The sequence below is a fragment of the Rhodococcus sp. IEGM 27 genome (genome assembly GCF_033142305.1).
Taxonomy (GTDB): Bacteria; Actinomycetota; Actinomycetes; order Mycobacteriales; family Mycobacteriaceae; genus Rhodococcus_F; species Rhodococcus_F oxybenzonivorans.
In genome coordinates this window covers 476,730-491,958 of sequence record NZ_JAWLSG010000004.1, presented here as the reverse complement: position 1 = coordinate 491,958, position 15,229 = coordinate 476,730, and the positions used below count along the sequence as shown (strand labels likewise).

Genomic DNA, 15,229 nt, shown 5'->3' with positions numbered 1-15,229 from the left:
GAAATGCCTTTCGGAGGTAGGTGTCGATCAGGAGTCGTGATTGTCGAGCGTCACGGCCGGCGTGGGCGTGCGCTGCTCGGCGAATCTCCCACGCAGAGCGAGCGAGACGTACACGAGTCCGACGAGGACGGGCACCTCGATCAGTGGGCCGACGACACCGGCGAGGGCTTGGCCGGAGGTGGCGCCGTAGGTGGCGATGGCGACGGCGATGGCGAGTTCGAAGTTGTTGCCCGCTGCGGTGAACGCCAGGGTGGTGGTGCGCTCGTACCCGAGACCCATTGCGGCGCCGAGGAGGTAGCCACCACCCCACATGATGGCGAAGTAGGCGAGTAGCGGGATCGCGATGCGGACGACGTCGAGCGGCTGGGACGTGATCTGCTCGCCCTGCAGGGCGAAGAGGATGACGATGGTGAACAGCAGCCCGTAGAGCGCCCACGGCCCGATGCGGGGGATGAACTTGGACTCGTACCAGGTGCGGCCCTTTGCCTTTTCGCCGTAGCGGCGGGTGAGGTAGCCGGCGAGCAGCGGGATGCCGAGGAAGATGAGCACCGACTTCGCGATCTGCCACGGCGAGGTGTCGATGGTGGTTTGCTCGAGGCCGAGCCAACCGGGCAGGACCGAAAGGTAGAACCAGCCGAGGACGGCGAACATGATCACCTGGAACACCGAGTTGATCGCCACCAGCACGGCGGCGGCCTCGCGGTCACCGCAGGCGAGGTCGTTCCAGATGATCACCATCGCGATGCAGCGGGCCAGCCCGACGATGATCAGGCCGGTGCGGTACTCGGGCAGATCCGGCAGCAGCAGCCAGGCCAGGGCGAACATCAACGCCGGGCCGAGTACCCAGTTCAGTACGAGGGACCCGACGAGGAGTTTGCGGTCGCCGGTGACGGTGTCGAGACGGTCGTAGCGGACCTTCGCCAGCACCGGGTACATCATGATCAGCAGACCGAGGGCGATCGGCAGGGAAATTCCGTCGACCTCCACCGCGGACAAGGCATCACCCAGACCGGGGATCATCCTGCCCAGCAGCAGCCCGGCCACCATGGCGACGCCGATCCACACCGGCAGGTACCGGTCGAGGGTAGACAGTTTTCCGACGACGGCCGGGTGGTGTTCGGTGGTGGTTGCCTCGCTCATGCCGGCACCTCCGCCGCGCACGTCTCGGACGGTACGACGGGTCCACCTTCGGTGAGCAGCACCGCGGACAGCTGCTGCAACGCGGACGGAACCACCCAGTAGTAGACCCAGGTGCCGCGGCGTTCGCAGTCCAGCAGTCCCGCCGACCGGAGCACCTTCAGGTGATGGGAAATCGTCGGCTGCGACAGGTCGAACGTTTCGGAGATGTCGCACACGCACGCCTCCCCACCTGCATGAGAGGCCACGAGGCTGAGCAGGCGCAGGCGGACCGGGTCACCGAGGGCCTTGAACATTCGGGCCAGATCGCCGGCCCAGTCCTCGGTCAACGGTTCGCGTACCAGCGGTGAGCAACACGCACCACTCTCCGGCAGTTCCTGATTCGACATAGGTCGATATTGACAGACGTCGAATCAGTCCACAAATGAACAGTCGATGAATGGGCTTGGGTACATGCTTTTCTGGATACAGAATAAGATGTATCGTTTGGGTGTGGACACTCTGATGCACGGTGATGCACTTGCCCGTTTCGGGTACGCGCTCTCGGATTCGACACGCACGCAGATCCTGCTGCGTCTGCGGACAGCGCCGGGCTATCCGTCCGAGTTGGCCGAGCAGATCGGGGTGTCGCGGCAGATCCTGTCGAATCATCTGGCGTGCCTGCGAGGCTGTGGACTGGTGGTCGCCGTCCCCGAAGGGCGACGGGCTCGCTACGAACTGGCGGATCCTCGTATCGGGCGTGCGCTCGACGACTTGATCGGTCTGGTCCTGGCCGTCGATCCGTCCCATTGCCCGACAGCGGATGCGGAAGGGTGCTGCTGATGGCTTCCGATCTCGGTACACCGGGGATGCGGCCACCCAGTCTCTCGGCGGATCGTCGCCAGTTGCTCTCGCGCCGGATTCGGTGGTTGGTGGCCGCGACGATTACTTACAACGTGCTCGAGGCGGTCATCGCGCTCACCGAGGGCACTCGGGTGTCGTCTGCCGCGCTGATCGGATTCGGGCTGGACTCCGTGATCGAGGTGTCCTCGGCGGTCGCCGTGGCCTGGCAGTTCGCGGGCAAAGATCCCGAAGCGCGCGAGAAGATCGCGCTGCGGATCATCGCTTTCTCTTTCTTCGGACTCGCGCTGTATGTGAGCGTCGACGCTCTCCGGTCACTGATGGGGCTGGGCGAAGCGCAACATTCGATTGTCGGAATCGGTTTGGCTGCTGTGAGTTTGGCGGTCATGCCGGTGCTGTCCTGGGCGCAACGGCGAGCCGGACGTGAACTCGGCTCCCTCTCGGCGGTCGCGGACTCCAAGCAAACCCTGCTGTGCACCTACCTGTCCGCCGTCCTCTTGGTCGGCCTGCTGGTCAACAGCCTGTTCGGCTGGTCCTGGGCGGATCCGATCGCCGCGCTGGTGATCGCGGTGATCGCCGTCAAGGAAGGGCTCAACGCCTGGAAGGGCGAGAGCTGCTGCGCCGCACCGGTCAATCCCACCCCCGATACCGCAGCGCACGACTCCGAGTGTTGCGGCGAGTGAACTGAGGCGCTCGAATCCGCGCCGCCGTGGCGTAATCCCGGCTCAGGCCGGTGCGGGAGAGGTATCGGTGGCCGCGGGCAGCAGACGCGGCACCAACCGGACGTAGATCACCATGCCGACGACCTCGACGAGGGTCTGGGTGACCACGACCACCGCGGCGACCGCGAGATGGTCGGGCAGGGCCAGCGCGAGGGGCAGCACGACCAGGGAGTTGCGGGTCGCTCCGCTGAACACCACGGCCCGCCCGGCCGGCGGGTCCAACCGACACAACCGGGCGACCAGCAGTCCCGCGAACGCCATCACCACCAGGAACGCCACGTAGAAGGGGACCACCGCGGCCACATCGGCAACCTGGCCCTCGAGCTTCGGCACCTGGGAGGCGACCACCACCAGCAGGGTGGCCGCCATCAGCGGCACCATCAGTGCGGTCGCCGCCGCCGATGCGCTCCGCCCCGATTGCGTACGCGCCGACCAGAACTGGGTGGCCCACGCCAGCGCGAGGGGGATGACGATCAAGACGATGAACGCGGTGACGAACGGTCCGACGTCGACGATATCGGACAGGTCCGAACCGAGAAACAGCACGAGAAACACCGGGAGCAGCAGAATCTGGGTGAGCAGCAGCAGCGGGGTCGCCGCGAGGAGACGGCGGCTGCTGCCGCCGGCCAGCCCGGAGAAGACGATCACGTAGTCCACGCACGGGCACAGCAACACCAGCAGCACACCGATCCGCACCGCCTGGTCGGCGGGCAGGAAGGTGAACATCGCGGCGACGACGAGCGGGACGAGCAGGAAGTTGGCCGCCAAAATGGCCGCCAGGAACCGGCCGTCACGCAGTGACTGCAGCAGTTCGGCGGCCGGCACCTGCAGGAACGTCACGAACAGCAGCGCGCCGAGGACCGGGTTGATCGCGTGCTCGAGGCCAGGGCCCGCTGCCGGTGCGGCCCAGCCGATCCCGGCGCCGGCGACCATCGCCGTGAGGTAGATCGCCACCTGGTGCTGTTCCATTCGCGCGACCACACCCTGTGGCTGTGCCACTGCTCGTCTCCCTCGTCGGTTCTTTTTGCCTACGCCCAAGGCGCGGTCATTGTCGCGCACTTGGGTCGGCGACCGGTCATCGCCGGCCGGTCACCGTCATGCCCTTACTCCGAACAACTCGGTCACCACCGGCTCGGCCGCCTCGGGGGCGCGCACACTCGACACCGGGGCGCCGCGGACACCGTTCAGGTCGTCGTTGCGCTGCGGCGTTCGAGGAAGACGGTGTCGCGCCACACACCGTCGAGTTGGGCGATGCGTTCGCGGACGCCGACGGTGCGGAATCCGGCGGAGTGGTGCAGGGCGATGCTCGCTCGGTTTTCCGGGAAGATCGATGTCTGCAGCGTCCAGATTCCGGCGCCGTCGGCGGCGATGACCTGGGTGCGCAGCAGGGTCTTGCCGACGCCGCGCCCGCGCATGCCGTCGGCGACGTAGATCGAGTTTTCGGCGACGCCTCGGTAGCAGTCCCGTCCGGACGTCGGGCTCAGCGTGGCCCAGCCGGCCACCGTGCCGTCGATCTCGGCGACCCACCGATGATCGGGGAGCCACTGTGCGTCCAGGGATTCCCGGGTGGGCACTTCGGTGGTGAAGGTGGCGGTGCGAGTGGCGATGCCCTCGCCGTAGATCCGGCGCACGTCGTTCCAGTCCTCGTCTGTCATGGGGCGGACGGTTATATCGCCGGGTAGGTCGTCCGGGCAGCACGGACGCGAGGTCAGCACGCCCATGACCGCGTCCGCGGCGTGTGGCAGCCCGGTGCAGCAGGAGGGGTTGACCGTGACGACGGTGCTTGTGCGGCTTTTGTTCACGGTGACGAAGCCGACGTCCGCGAGCTTGCGGACGTGATGCGAGACGGTGGGCTGTCCTATGTCGAGGGCGTCGGCGAGCTCGCCGACCGTGATCCCGGCAGGCCGGGATGCGACCTGGTGTAGCAGCCGGACCCGGGTGGGGTCGGCCAGGCAGGCGAACCAGCCGGCGTAGGTGACCGCATCTTCGGTCGCCAGCGCATCTTTCGGGTGGGTGGTCGGGGCGGCCGGCATCTCCACGGAACTCATGAACTTCACTATATCGATATACATCGATGGTTGAATTCATCGACGAGCATCGATACTCTCCGAAATCGGTAGATCGATGAACGTCGATGAAAGGATTTCGAGATGAGTGCTTTGCCTGTGGTCGTAGTGGGTGCAGGGCCGGTCGGCCTCGCCGCCGCCGCCGAATTGCGTGAGCGCGGCCTGACTCCGCTGGTCTTCGAGCGTGGCCCGGTCGCCGGTGCTGCCGTCACCGAGTGGAACCATGTGCGATTGTTCTCCCGTTGGGGGGAGTTGATCGACCCCGCCGCTCGCCGACTGCTCGAGGCGGCCGGCTGGGCAGCCCCGGACGATGACGCATATCCGACCGGCCAGGACTGGGCCGAGAACTATCTGCAGCCGCTGGCATCCGCGCTCGACGACGTGGTGCAGCTGGGCACCGAGGTGACCGGGGTGGCCCGCCGCGGCCGGGACCGGGTGGTCGACGCCGGCCGCGACACCGAACCACTGTCGGTGCACCTTCGCCGCGCCGACGGCACCGAGGACCGCATCATCGCTCAGGCGGTCATCGACGCCTCTGGAACCTGGGGCACCCCGAACCCGCTCGGCGGCGAAGGCCTGCCGGCACTCGGCGAGAAGGCTGCCGCCGACCGGATCGAGTACCGGGTCCCGAACCTTGCCGACGCTGCAGTGCGAGCAAGGTATGCGGGCAAACACACCGTCATCGCCGGCAGTGGCCACTCCGCGCTGACCGCGATCGTCGCGTTGGCCAGTCTGGAGAAGCAGGCCCCGGGCACCCGCATCAGCTGGGTGTTGCGCCGCGGTGACGTCGGCTCCACGTTCGGCGGCGGCGAGGACGACCAGCTACCCGCCCGCGGCGCCCTCGGCCTGCGTGCCAAGGCGGCCGTCGATGCCGGATTGTTGCAGGTGGTTCCCGGGTTCCGCACCGCGACAGTCGAACCCGCCGGTGAGCAGGTGGCGTTGATCTCCGACGCCGGGGCTCGCATCGAGAACGTCGACCGGGTGGTGGTGCTCACCGGGTTCCGGCCGGACCTGTCCTGGCTGTCGGAGATCCGACTCGGGCTGGATCCCGTGCTGCAGGCCCCGACCCAGTTGGCGCCGTTAATCGACCCGAACGTGCACTCCTGTGGCACCGTCTATCCGCACGGGGTCGCCGAACTGTCACATCCCGAGCCGCATGTGTTCCTGGCCGGGATGAAGAGCTACGGCCGTGCCCCGACCTTCCTGGCAATGACGGGGTACGAGCAAGTCCGCAGTATCGCCGCCGCCCTGAGCGGGGATCACGACGCCGCGGTCCGAGTCGAGCTGACCCTGCCCGAGACCGGGGTGTGCGGGGGCGCCGGGGTGTTCGACGAACCCGAACCCGCCACCGTGGGTGGCCGCGGCGCCGCACCGACTCCGCAGCTGGTCGCTCTGTCTGCCCGTCCGAACGGATAGTCCGTGACCGAGAGCGCGTCGGGTCGAGCGGAAACGTGCAGCTGAGGGGCCCCTAGGTTGACGCCCCGCCATCCACGATCGGTCAACCGAACCGGGAAGGCCGGTGAGCGTCCGCGATCCCCGACAATGATGTAGCTATCAGCTACGCTTGTAGCAAACAGCTACACCACATGGGGAGCGAAGCGATGCAAAGCAGTGCGGACAAGGTCACCCGCCTGGCAGCCGACCTGGTAGCCAGCGCCATGGCCGAGGGAGAACGGCAGCACCGCACAGGACGCCAGCAACTCGAACACTGGGCCCGGGTGGGGCGTGCGGTCTCGAGCCGGCAGACCGCGGCTCGCCGCCGAGTAGAAGACGCTCTCGCCGGCCGGTTGCCGATCGGTGAACTCGGCACCGAGGAAGGCACGGTGTTCAACGCCGAGATCAACGCGGCGATCGAGGAACAACTGGCCACCGCCCATTACGGCACCGCGCTCGCGGCCCAGGGAATCACCACCGTCGCGCTGTCCGAGGACGGTCAGATCGTCGAGTACCGTCCCGACGGCACACACGCAGTCCTGCCCGAGTGAAACGTCTCGACCTGGTGGTCGGCTGCAACGGCGCCGGCAAGTCCACCTTCGTGGCGCTCACCCTCTCTCCCCTGCTCCCGGCCCACCCGTTCGTCAATGCCGACGAGATCGCCAAACAACGATGGCCGGAGAATCCGGCTGCCCACTCCTACGACGCGGCAGAGATCGCCGCGAAGACCCGGACGCACCTCCTGGCCCTGGGGAAATCGTTCATCGCCGAGACGGTGTTCTCCCATCCGTCGAAGCTGGAGCTGATCGACGAAGCGCGCACACACGAGTACACCGTCGTCTTGCACGTGGTGATGATTCCCGAGGAGTTAGCGGTCCAGCGTGTGCGCTACCGGGTGCGAGCCGGCGGGCACGATGTGCCCGAAGACAAGATCCGCCAGCGATACCGAAGACTGTGGGGTCTCGTCGCTCAGGCATTCCCACGTTGCGATCATGCGACCGTGTACGACAACAGCTCGATCACAGGCCCGCGCATCGTCGCACAGTTCACCGACGGACACCTCGTCGGCGAAGCCACCTGGCCTGCATGGACACCCGCAGAACTGACCTCGCACACGAGCCGAAGTGACCAACTATAGGCGCAGCAATAGCCTGGCGGATCCTGTTGCGTCCAACTCTCGGTTGCTTCGTCTGAGGAAGCGGACTTCCACCCACCACCGGGTGGGAGCGCATTCTCCGCGAGAGGACCCTTCCGATGACCACCCACTTGTCCGCCCATCCCGACGCCGGTCACGCCGGGTGTGTGCGATGACCGCCCCCGCTGTCCTCGTCGAGGACCTGCATGTCGCCTACGGCAAAACCTGGGCCCTCGACGGAGTCGACGTCGCTGCCGCGGCCGGGACCACCCTCGGGGTACTCGGCCACAACGGCGCCGGTAAGACCACCTTGATCCGTACTCTGACCACCCTGGTGCGCCCCACCATCGGCCGGGTGGAGGTCGAGGGTCTGGACGTCGTCGCCGACGCTACCGAGGTGCGCCGCCGGATCGGGGTGACGGGCCAATACGCCGGACTCGACGAATTCCTCACCGCCAGAGAGAATCTGGAGCTGATCGGCCGCCTGACCGGGTTGCGCCGCACCGCCGCCCGCGCACGGGCCGACGCGCTCATCGACCGACTCGGGTTGCACGAGTACGCGACTCGGCGGATCGGGGAACTTTCCGGTGGCTCCCGCCGTCGGGTCGACCTGGCCGTCAGCCTCGTCGGATCCCCGTCGGTGCTGTTCCTGGACGAACCGACCACCGGTCTCGACCCGATTGCCCGCGCCGGCCTGTGGGACGTCGTCGACGAGCTGACCATCAGCGGCACCACCGTCGTGCTCACCACCCAGTATCTGGAGGAAGCCGACCGACTCGCGGACCACATCGTGGTCCTGAGCCGGGGTCGCGTCGCCGCCCGCGGCACCCCGGCCGAGCTGAAACGGATCGTCGGCGGCAAGGTCCTGACCGCGACCGTCCCCGCCCACCAACTCGGCAGCCTGCCGTTCATCCCGGACACCGATCACCGTCTCGACGACGGCAGAGTTCGGGTGTCGGTCACCGTCGACGACGCGCCGGCCGCGGCCGAACTGGTCGCACACCTGCACCGAGGCGGCGTCGAGGTCACCGACCTGGACGTCACGTCCCCGAGCCTCGACGACGTCTTCACCCACCTCGCCCACACCGGAGCTCACCGATGACCACCATTCGCACCACCACGACGGGGCGGTTCCCGATCGGGGACCAGCTCGCCGCCCTCACCGTCCGCAACCTGCGCACCAGCGCCCGCGTTCCGCAGCTGCTGATGTTCTCGTTGACCATGCCGATGGCGATGCTCGTCCTGTTCAGCCAGGTCTTCCGCAGCGTCGCCGCCGGGCCGGGCTTTCCACCCGGGGTCAGCTACATCGTTTTCCTCACCCCGGCCATGCTCGCCGTGTCCACCGTGATGGCCGGCACGAATGCCGGAGTGTCTGCGGCGATCGATCACACCAACGGCCTGCACGATCGCTTCGCGGCCCTGCCGGTGCGCGCGGCGTTGCCGGGGGTGGCCCGCACCGTCAACGAGGCGGTCTTCACTCTCGCCCGGGCCGCGCTGCTCGGGATCGCCGCGGTCGCTTTGGGATTCGAGTTCTACGGCACCGCGCTCGATGCCGCCGCCGCGGTCGTCGTGCTGGTGGTGCTGGCCGGGGCGATGAGCGCCTTGTTCGGGCTCATCGGGGACCGGCTCCGCCGCCCGGATGTGGTGCAGTTCGCCGGAATGATGGTGATGATGCCGCTGATGTTCATCTCGAGTGCCTTCGCGCCGATCGAGACGATGCCCGGCTGGATGCAGGCTATGGCGACGGTCAATCCAGTCGCGCACGCCACCGACGCGCTGCGCGGGCACGTGCTCGGCGCCGCGACCATCGGTGACACCGCCGCAGCCCTGGTCGCGGCGATCGGGTTGTGGGCGGTGGTCACCGCCGTCCCGATTCTCACCCGCCTGGTTCGGTCAGCGCGCGCCCGCTGAACGAAGACTTACCTGCCCCGCCCTTTCCCTTCCGCAGGGAAAGGGCGGGGCAGGTTCGTCATGTGCACTGCTGGTCCGGAGCCGGGCACTCTTCTGGCCCCCACCCTGCGAGAGGGTAGGGGCAAGTCCGGGGGTGCTGGAATCAGCGGATACGCCCGAGCAGGGCGACGACAGCGCTCATGCGGCGGCGCCGAGCAGATGCAGTTCCTCCGCCACGATCAGATCGACCTCTTCACTGGTCAGACCCGAAAACAAATGTGTAGTCAGCATCGCTCTCACCTCCTCACGCGCTTCAACTGGTACGTCGAAGCGGAGAACCCGTCATCGACATCGACACCCATACAGACGAGGAACCTGGCTTTCGGACGCACGATGCGTCCGAAGGCGATGACCGTCGTCCGTACCTGAAAGATGACTCAGAGGGTCGTCACCGCGCCGTCAGGCGAGGATGCTGGAGACGGAGAGGAACCGGAACATCATGAGCGAGGACACTTCCACCACGACGACATCCCAGGCGCCGGCTGATCTGGACCAGCTCTGGCGCCGCTTCTCGAGCGATCTGCGGGCCTTCATCGCCCGCCGAGTCTCGCGTCCCGAGGACGCCGACGACATTCTGTCGATCGTGTTTCTGCGGATGGCCAAGAGTCTGGACAATTTACGGGAGCAGGACCGCCTCCTCGGATGGATGTATGCCATCACCCGTAACGCGATTACCGACTACTACCGGTCGGCGCCTCATCGGCGGGAACTCGCCGTCGACGCCGTCCCGGACAACCCACTCGCCGGCGAACCCGATCCCGACGAGGCGGCGGCGAAAGAGCTCGCCTCGTGCCTGGTGCCGATGCTCTCCGGGCTGCCCGCCGAGCAGGCTGCGGCGGTGAAGATGGTCGACCTCGACGCCCGAACCCATGCCGCTGCGGCCAGCGAGGCGGGAATTTCGGTGTCCGGGATGAAGTCCCGGGTCCAGCGCGGCCGTGCAACTCTTCAAGCTCGGCTGCACGCTTGTTGTCAGATCAGCCAGGACCGCACCGGTCACGTACACGACTACCAGCCGCGCGGCGGAGCCTGCGCCTGCGGAACCACGCCACCGGACGATCAGTAGGCCTGGCAATCCAGTGGGTCAACTCCGGTCATCCGCGCATCACCACGCACAGACAGCGGTGCGGTGCGAGCCCACTTTCGCTCACACCGCACCGCCGTGTCGACTGGTCGAGAGCTATTGGCAGCCGCATCCGCCACCGGCCGTCGCCGCCGGACCACAGCACGTCGACTTCTCGCTCTGATCGCAGCAGGTGGTCTGCCGTTCGGTGCTGCAGCACGTCGGTGCGGCAGCCTGGGATGGTGCGTCCGTCCGATCCGTCGTCGGGGTCTCGAACTCGTTGGTGCCCGTCATGGTGACTCCTTGATCCGTAGGGATGGGTACCAGATCAGACGGAGCAGGACGAGAAAGGACGCAACGCTGCCACGACGGTGGCGTCGGACGGGTGCGCTACTTCGCGGTGTCCAGGCGGAAGATGTTGGTGAAGAAATCCTTGATGGCCTGAATCTTCTCGTTGGTCAATTCGATGGCGTGGCGACGTGATTCTTCGAGTGCAGTAGACATGGGAAATTCCTTTCACAAGACGGGCACGGTCTGACGATCGACATTGTGCAGTTCGTCGGTGACATCCAGATGACGAGACGATGGCATCGGTGTAGATTCGTCGGCTCACCAATCGGCAAGCGTCCGAGTGAGTTCGGGGCGCCTGGTCGGCTACATTGGCCCGATGACGACGAGCAGCCCAGGTAGCCGGGTCGAGATCACTTACTGCACGCAGTGCCAGTGGTTGTTACGCGCAGCATGGATGGCGCAGGAACTTCTCGGCACCTTCGGACAAGACCTCGGCGAAGTCGCGCTCGTACCCGGCACGGGCGGAATCTTCCGTATCGCCGTGGACGGTGAACTCATCTGGGACCGCAAGGAGAAAAGCGGATTCCCCGAGATCACCGTCCTGAAGCAACTGGTCCGTGACCGGGTGGCTCCCGACCGCCACCTCGGGCACAGCGACCGCGCCGAAACCTGACCGGTCAGATTCCCAGCGACTCCTCGAGGACGCGCAACTCGTGGCCGAGCCGGGCCGGAATCGACTTCAGGTCGGGCACCGCGCTGCGGCAACCGGTGACTCCGAAGGAGATGGTGTCGTCGTTGCTCGTGCAGGTGATGTTCAGCGCCTGACCGTCCACCGGAATGGACAGCGGGTAAATGGCGTCGAGCCGTGCACCGTTCCAGTACAGCGGGGAGCTGGGCCCGGGAACGTTCGAGATGATGAGGTTGAACGGCGGACGCAGCCGCGAGTTGTGCCCGAAGAGCATGCTCGCACCGACCGGCGCCGCACCGACAGCGCTCATCGCCAGGATCTGGGTGGCGCTCATCGACTCCAGCGCCTCTTTGCCTTCGCACATGCTGGTGCGAATCGTGTCCAACCGATCCGCGGCATCCGGCTGGTGCGTGCCGAGGTTGCACATGAGGACACCGATGTTGTTCCCCGTCGCCGCCTGGCGTTGGTTCTGCAGGGACACCGGCACCATCGCGACCAGGGGTTCCGCCGGGAGCGCGTCGTGATCCTCGAGGTAGCTGCGCAGCGCACCCGATGACATCGCGAGGACGACGTCGTTGATGGTGGAGTCGGACAGTTTCGCCACCAGGCGCAGGCGTTCGAGCGGCCACGACTGGGCAGCGAACTGGCGTGCACCGGTGATCGGAACGTTGAAGGGAGTTCTCGGAGCGGACAGGGCGAGCGGACCACCCTTGTCCCGGAACGCCCGAGTGATCGTTCCGGCGAGTGCGGGAACGAGTCCGGCAACGTCTCCGGCGGTGTCGCGCGCGGTGCGCAGCGTGGCGCCGGCAAGGTTGGAGAGGCTGAATCCGCCCGAAGACTGCGCGCGGGGCGGTCGTGTGTGTGCCCGCTCCCACGGAGCGGGCATATCGCGCTCCTCGGAGTCTTCACTGAGCGCGTTGCGCAGCATCTTCATCGCGGTGACGCCGTCGGCCACCGAGTGATGGATCTTGGTGTAGACAGCGAAGCGTCCGTCGCTCAAGCCCTCGATGAGGTGCATCTCCCACAACGGCCGGCTCCGGTCGAGGAGCGATTCGTGCAACCTCGAGCACAGCGCCATCAACTCGGCCTCGGTGCCCGGAGCGGGCAGGGCGTCGTGGCGGATGTGGTGCTCGAGGTCGAGTTCGTCGACCGTCTCCCAGCTCCACTGACCGAACGAGGACAGGGACCGGCGGGCACGCTTGGCCAGTTTCGGGGCAATTGTCCCGGTGCTTTCGGCGAGCGCGCGGTCGAGCATGGCGCGGATGTCGTGCGTGTCGGCACCCTCCGGCGGCTGGAAGATTTCGACACCGCCGACATGCATTGGATGCTCGCGAGACTCGCCGAGGAGGAACATCGAGTCGAGAGGTGACATGGGGAGCGGCATCTATTGCCCTTTCCATCCCGGGGACGGTTTCCCGGATCGCGGGAGGTTTCGTCTCTGGTTTGAGGTGACGGCGGGGACGGTGGCCACCCTTGTCGGGCGCCACCACTAAATAACTAATCGATATGGGACGGGTCACGAATCAGTGACGCTGGTATTTGTACCAGGTTTTCGGTGAGCCATGCCACTAGACAAGCGTCCAACTCCAGGTGGCTGCGCGGGGTATGTGACACCCACGTGAACACGCGAAAATTGTGCACTCAGTGCGGAATTCGATTGAGTGTGCCCTGGCTAGAGTCGAAAGTCCCATATCAGCGACAATCGCGGCATGGACAAGCAGTGGGCGGTAGTGAAACACGTGTCGTTCGAGGGGCCGGGATTGGTTGGGGCCCTTTTGAAGAACCGCGGGATTTCTTACGTCGAGTACCCGATGTATCGCGCCTTCGAACTTCCCGCCGCCGCCGACATCGGCGGTCTCGTGGTGATGGGCGGTCCGATGGGTGCGTTGGACGATGTTACCCACCCGCAACTTCCGCGAGAGCGAGAATTCATCCGGGATTCAGTCGCCGCCGGGCTCCCGGTGCTCGGAATTTGCCTCGGCGCCCAACTTCTCGCCGCTGCCTTCGGCGGTGAAGTTCGGACCGGTCCGGTCCCGGAGCACGGTGCCGGACTGGTGACGGTGACCGACGAGGGCGCCCGCGATCCCGTGTTCGGTTCGGCCGGAAGTCAGTTTGCCGTCGTTCACTGGCACAACGACACCTTCGATCTTCCGGAGGGGGCGACACGGCTCGCGAGTAGTGACGCCTACGAGAACCAGGCCTTCAGGCTCGGTCGCCGCGCATACGGGTTGCAGTTCCATGTGGAGCTGACGCGCGAGCACCTATCGGTGATGCAGAACCACATGCCCGCGGGCACGGCACCGTCCGGAGAGCATATGGACGAAGTGGCTGCCGTCGGGCGAGTGGTGATCGGCGCGTTCCTGGACCTCGCCGAGAGCTGAGAAGAAACACTTTCCGGTCACCGATGAGTTTCGAGGACGACGGCAGTCTGTATCGATGACCTTCCGCTGGGGAAGGACTTCGAGAAGGAGATTGCGATGTCCCGGATGCTCTTCGTCAACCTGCCGATCAAGAATCTCGACGCCACCAAGAAGTTCTTCGGTGATCTCGGGTTCGAGTTCAATGCCACTTTCAGCGACGATTCGTGCGCCGCGATGGTGATCAACGAATCCACGTCGGTGATGTTGCTCGTCGAGCCGAAGTTCCGGGACTTCATCGAGGTCGACATCTGCGACACCTCGAAAGCGGTCGAGGCCCTCTTGTGCATCTCGGCCGAAAGCCGCGAGGAGGTCGACGCCCTGGTGGACAAGGCCCTCGCCGCAGGCGGAAGTGCATGGGGCAAGTTGCAGGACGAGGGCTTCATGTACGGCCGGGCGTTCCGCGACCTCGACGGTCACGTCTGGGAGGTCATGTGGATGGATCCGACGGCCGTACCCGCGTAAGGATCAGGTCGGTGGAGTCTGCGGCAGCCCGAACTTCTCGAACAGGTCGAGATCGAAGAAGCAGACGACGTGCGCGACTCCACCGGCCGTGACGTCGAGGACGTGGAGCTGGAACGGCCGGTGCACGCCGTCCTCGCCTCGCATGTAGAGGCCGAAGGCGGGCTGGCCGTTCGCCCACGAGGGGAGCAGGCGCATGTCGCCGGCGCGTTGCGCCGGACAGTTGTTGCTGATGAGCCGGCCGATGTTCTCACCACCGAGGTACCAGCCGTCGAAGGGCGGCATCTCCCACACGGCGTCCTTGGTGAAGATCTCCACGATCGCCTCGACGTCGTAGTTCTCGAAGGCCGTGACGTACCGCTCGAGGAGGGCCTTTTCCTCCGGGGATTCCGGTTCGACGAGGGTGTCGGTGGTGGGCATGGCCAGTTCGAGCTGCGCGCGGGCCCGTTGCAGCAGGCTGTTGACCGCGGGAGTTGTGCTGTCGAGAGCCGCGGCGACCTCGGACGCCTTCCACTGCAGCACGTCGCGCAGAACCAGGACGGCGCGCTGGCGGGGAGGCAGGTGCTGCAGGGCGGCGATGAACGCCAGCCGCACCGATTCGCGGGAGGTGACGATGTTCGCGGGGTCGCTTGCGTCGTCGTACACGGTATCGGGAATCGGCTCGAGCCAGGGCACCTCGTGCCGTTGTACCAGCTCGGCAGTGGGATCCGAATCGGGCGCACCCAGCCCGCTGGGCAGGGGTCGCATGGACCGGCTCTGCAAGGCCGTCAAGCAGGTGTTGGTGGCGATCCGGTAGAGCCAGGTGCGCAGCGACGACTGCTGCTTGTAGCCCCCGTACCCGCGCCACGCGCGGATGAACGTCTCCTGCATCTGGTCTTCGGCATCGTGGAGTGAGCCCATCATGCGGTAGCAATGGGCCAGTAACTCACGTCGATAAGGGTCGGCGAGGGCGAGGAAATCCTCGTCGAGCGACTGCGCGGCCGTCATAGTGGGCAGCTTACTGCTGCCCACCGACGAGTGTCGGCAC

18 protein-coding genes are annotated in these 15,229 nt (G+C 66.3%); 11 read left to right on the top strand and 7 right to left on the bottom strand.

Going from position 1 to position 15,229, the window contains the following annotated elements; genetic code table 11:
• Window positions 1–27: 27 nt before the first annotated feature.
• A complete protein-coding gene (gene arsB, locus R4P95_RS17095) occupies window positions 28–1,140 on the bottom strand; it encodes an ACR3 family arsenite efflux transporter (RefSeq protein WP_317745836.1) in 1,113 nt (370 codons plus the stop codon).
• Window positions 1,137–1,526 (bottom strand): ArsR/SmtB family transcription factor, encoded by a 390-nt coding sequence (locus R4P95_RS17090; RefSeq protein ID WP_213576566.1) that lies wholly within the window; start codon window positions 1,524–1,526, stop codon window positions 1,137–1,139. The genes arsB and R4P95_RS17090 overlap by 4 nt, the downstream gene beginning before the upstream one ends.
• A 115-nt stretch (window positions 1,527–1,641) precedes the next feature.
• Here R4P95_RS17090 and R4P95_RS17085 point away from each other — a divergent pair, with 115 nt between their 5' ends.
• Together R4P95_RS17085 and R4P95_RS17080 are read left to right on the top strand one after the other, a co-directional pair.
• A complete protein-coding gene (locus tag R4P95_RS17085; RefSeq protein WP_397517731.1) occupies window positions 1,642–1,959 on the top strand; it encodes an ArsR/SmtB family transcription factor in 318 nt (105 codons plus the stop codon).
• Window positions 1,959–2,660, top strand: a complete 702-nt coding sequence (locus R4P95_RS17080; RefSeq protein ID WP_213576568.1) for a cation diffusion facilitator family transporter — start codon at window positions 1,959–1,961, stop codon at window positions 2,658–2,660. Before R4P95_RS17085 ends, R4P95_RS17080 begins: the two co-directional genes overlap by 1 nt.
• A gap of 42 nt (window positions 2,661–2,702) precedes the next feature.
• On the opposite strand, the gene R4P95_RS17075 is transcribed toward R4P95_RS17080, so the two are convergent.
• Both R4P95_RS17075 and R4P95_RS17070 read right to left on the bottom strand, forming a co-directional pair.
• Window positions 2,703–3,668: a bile acid:sodium symporter gene (locus R4P95_RS17075; RefSeq protein ID WP_213577727.1), complete on the bottom strand. Its 966-nt coding sequence runs from the start codon at window positions 3,666–3,668 to the stop codon at window positions 2,703–2,705.
• Between the two features lie 215 nt (window positions 3,669–3,883).
• Complete coding sequence (locus tag R4P95_RS17070; protein ID WP_317745837.1) at window positions 3,884–4,747, bottom strand: helix-turn-helix domain-containing GNAT family N-acetyltransferase; 864 nt, start codon at window positions 4,745–4,747, stop codon at window positions 3,884–3,886.
• A gap of 102 nt (window positions 4,748–4,849) precedes the next feature.
• Here R4P95_RS17070 and R4P95_RS17065 point away from each other — a divergent pair, with 102 nt between their 5' ends.
• The 6 genes from R4P95_RS17065 to R4P95_RS17040 all read left to right on the top strand — a co-directional run bounded on the left by R4P95_RS17065 (window position 4,850) and on the right by R4P95_RS17040 (window position 10,347).
• Window positions 4,850–6,181, top strand: coding sequence for an NAD(P)-binding domain-containing protein (locus R4P95_RS17065; RefSeq protein WP_317745838.1), 1,332 nt, complete (start codon window positions 4,850–4,852; stop codon window positions 6,179–6,181).
• A 185-nt stretch (window positions 6,182–6,366) separates the two neighbouring features.
• Window positions 6,367–6,750, top strand: a complete 384-nt coding sequence (locus R4P95_RS17060) for a TA system antitoxin ParD family protein (protein WP_317745839.1) — start codon at window positions 6,367–6,369, stop codon at window positions 6,748–6,750.
• Window positions 6,747–7,337, top strand: a complete 591-nt coding sequence (locus R4P95_RS17055; protein WP_317745840.1) for a zeta toxin family protein — start codon at window positions 6,747–6,749, stop codon at window positions 7,335–7,337. Before R4P95_RS17060 ends, R4P95_RS17055 begins: the two co-directional genes overlap by 4 nt.
• A gap of 169 nt (window positions 7,338–7,506) precedes the next feature.
• Window positions 7,507–8,436 (top strand): ATP-binding cassette domain-containing protein, encoded by a 930-nt coding sequence (locus tag R4P95_RS17050; RefSeq protein WP_317745841.1) that lies wholly within the window; start codon window positions 7,507–7,509, stop codon window positions 8,434–8,436.
• Complete coding sequence (locus tag R4P95_RS17045; RefSeq protein ID WP_317745842.1) at window positions 8,433–9,245, top strand: ABC transporter permease; 813 nt, start codon at window positions 8,433–8,435, stop codon at window positions 9,243–9,245. Before R4P95_RS17050 ends, R4P95_RS17045 begins: the two co-directional genes overlap by 4 nt.
• 478 nt (window positions 9,246–9,723) lie before the next feature.
• Window positions 9,724–10,347 (top strand): sigma-70 family RNA polymerase sigma factor, encoded by a 624-nt coding sequence (locus R4P95_RS17040; protein WP_213576575.1) that lies wholly within the window; start codon window positions 9,724–9,726, stop codon window positions 10,345–10,347.
• A 114-nt stretch (window positions 10,348–10,461) separates the two neighbouring features.
• On the opposite strand, the gene R4P95_RS17035 is transcribed toward R4P95_RS17040, so the two are convergent.
• Complete coding sequence (locus R4P95_RS17035) at window positions 10,462–10,638, bottom strand: hypothetical protein (RefSeq protein ID WP_162603283.1); 177 nt, start codon at window positions 10,636–10,638, stop codon at window positions 10,462–10,464.
• A 373-nt stretch (window positions 10,639–11,011) separates the two neighbouring features.
• On the opposite strand from R4P95_RS17035, the gene R4P95_RS17030 reads away from it, so the two are divergent.
• Window positions 11,012–11,308 carry a SelT/SelW/SelH family protein gene (locus tag R4P95_RS17030; protein WP_213576576.1) on the top strand — a complete coding sequence of 99 codons (297 nt, stop codon included), beginning with the start codon at window positions 11,012–11,014 and terminating at the stop codon, window positions 11,306–11,308.
• 4 nt (window positions 11,309–11,312) lie between these two features.
• On the opposite strand, the gene R4P95_RS17025 is transcribed toward R4P95_RS17030, so the two are convergent.
• Complete coding sequence (locus tag R4P95_RS17025) at window positions 11,313–12,707, bottom strand: wax ester/triacylglycerol synthase family O-acyltransferase (RefSeq protein ID WP_317745843.1); 1,395 nt, start codon at window positions 12,705–12,707, stop codon at window positions 11,313–11,315.
• Window positions 12,708–13,032: 325 nt separating this feature from the next.
• Between R4P95_RS17025 and R4P95_RS17020 the strand changes: the two genes are divergently transcribed.
• Both R4P95_RS17020 and R4P95_RS17015 read left to right on the top strand, forming a co-directional pair.
• Window positions 13,033–13,704: a type 1 glutamine amidotransferase gene (locus tag R4P95_RS17020; protein WP_317745844.1), complete on the top strand. Its 672-nt coding sequence runs from the start codon at window positions 13,033–13,035 to the stop codon at window positions 13,702–13,704.
• Window positions 13,705–13,800: 96 nt separating this feature from the next.
• Window positions 13,801–14,205 carry a VOC family protein gene (locus R4P95_RS17015; protein WP_109332955.1) on the top strand — a complete coding sequence of 135 codons (405 nt, stop codon included), beginning with the start codon at window positions 13,801–13,803 and terminating at the stop codon, window positions 14,203–14,205.
• 3 nt (window positions 14,206–14,208) lie between these two features.
• Here the strand turns inward: R4P95_RS17015 and R4P95_RS17010 are convergent, their stop codons facing one another.
• Window positions 14,209–15,189, bottom strand: a complete 981-nt coding sequence (locus R4P95_RS17010; RefSeq protein ID WP_213576579.1) for a sigma-70 family RNA polymerase sigma factor — start codon at window positions 15,187–15,189, stop codon at window positions 14,209–14,211.
• Window positions 15,190–15,229: the final 40 nt, after the last annotated feature.

Coding starts and splice junctions, on each gene's coding strand:
- R4P95_RS17040 (WP_213576575.1), top strand. CDS start 9,724: ATGAGCGAGGACACTTCCACCACGACGACATCCCAGGCGCCGGCTGAT.
- R4P95_RS17085 (WP_397517731.1), top strand. CDS start 1,642: ATGCACGGTGATGCACTTGCCCGTTTCGGGTACGCGCTCTCGGATTCG.
- R4P95_RS17065 (WP_317745838.1), top strand. CDS start 4,850: ATGAGTGCTTTGCCTGTGGTCGTAGTGGGTGCAGGGCCGGTCGGCCTC.
- R4P95_RS17030 (WP_213576576.1), top strand. CDS start 11,012: ATGACGACGAGCAGCCCAGGTAGCCGGGTCGAGATCACTTACTGCACG.
- R4P95_RS17025 (WP_317745843.1), bottom strand. CDS start 12,707: ATGCCGCTCCCCATGTCACCTCTCGACTCGATGTTCCTCCTCGGCGAG.
- R4P95_RS17075 (WP_213577727.1), bottom strand. CDS start 3,668: ATGGAACAGCACCAGGTGGCGATCTACCTCACGGCGATGGTCGCCGGC.
- R4P95_RS17050 (WP_317745841.1), top strand. CDS start 7,507: ATGACCGCCCCCGCTGTCCTCGTCGAGGACCTGCATGTCGCCTACGGC.
- R4P95_RS17015 (WP_109332955.1), top strand. CDS start 13,801: ATGTCCCGGATGCTCTTCGTCAACCTGCCGATCAAGAATCTCGACGCC.
- R4P95_RS17045 (WP_317745842.1), top strand. CDS start 8,433: ATGACCACCATTCGCACCACCACGACGGGGCGGTTCCCGATCGGGGAC.
- arsB (WP_317745836.1), bottom strand. CDS start 1,140: ATGAGCGAGGCAACCACCACCGAACACCACCCGGCCGTCGTCGGAAAA.
- R4P95_RS17090 (WP_213576566.1), bottom strand. CDS start 1,526: ATGTCGAATCAGGAACTGCCGGAGAGTGGTGCGTGTTGCTCACCGCTG.
- R4P95_RS17035 (WP_162603283.1), bottom strand. CDS start 10,638: ATGACGGGCACCAACGAGTTCGAGACCCCGACGACGGATCGGACGGAC.
- R4P95_RS17080 (WP_213576568.1), top strand. CDS start 1,959: ATGGCTTCCGATCTCGGTACACCGGGGATGCGGCCACCCAGTCTCTCG.
- R4P95_RS17060 (WP_317745839.1), top strand. CDS start 6,367: ATGCAAAGCAGTGCGGACAAGGTCACCCGCCTGGCAGCCGACCTGGTA.
- R4P95_RS17020 (WP_317745844.1), top strand. CDS start 13,033: ATGGACAAGCAGTGGGCGGTAGTGAAACACGTGTCGTTCGAGGGGCCG.
- R4P95_RS17010 (WP_213576579.1), bottom strand. CDS start 15,189: ATGACGGCCGCGCAGTCGCTCGACGAGGATTTCCTCGCCCTCGCCGAC.
- R4P95_RS17070 (WP_317745837.1), bottom strand. CDS start 4,747: ATGAGTTCCGTGGAGATGCCGGCCGCCCCGACCACCCACCCGAAAGAT.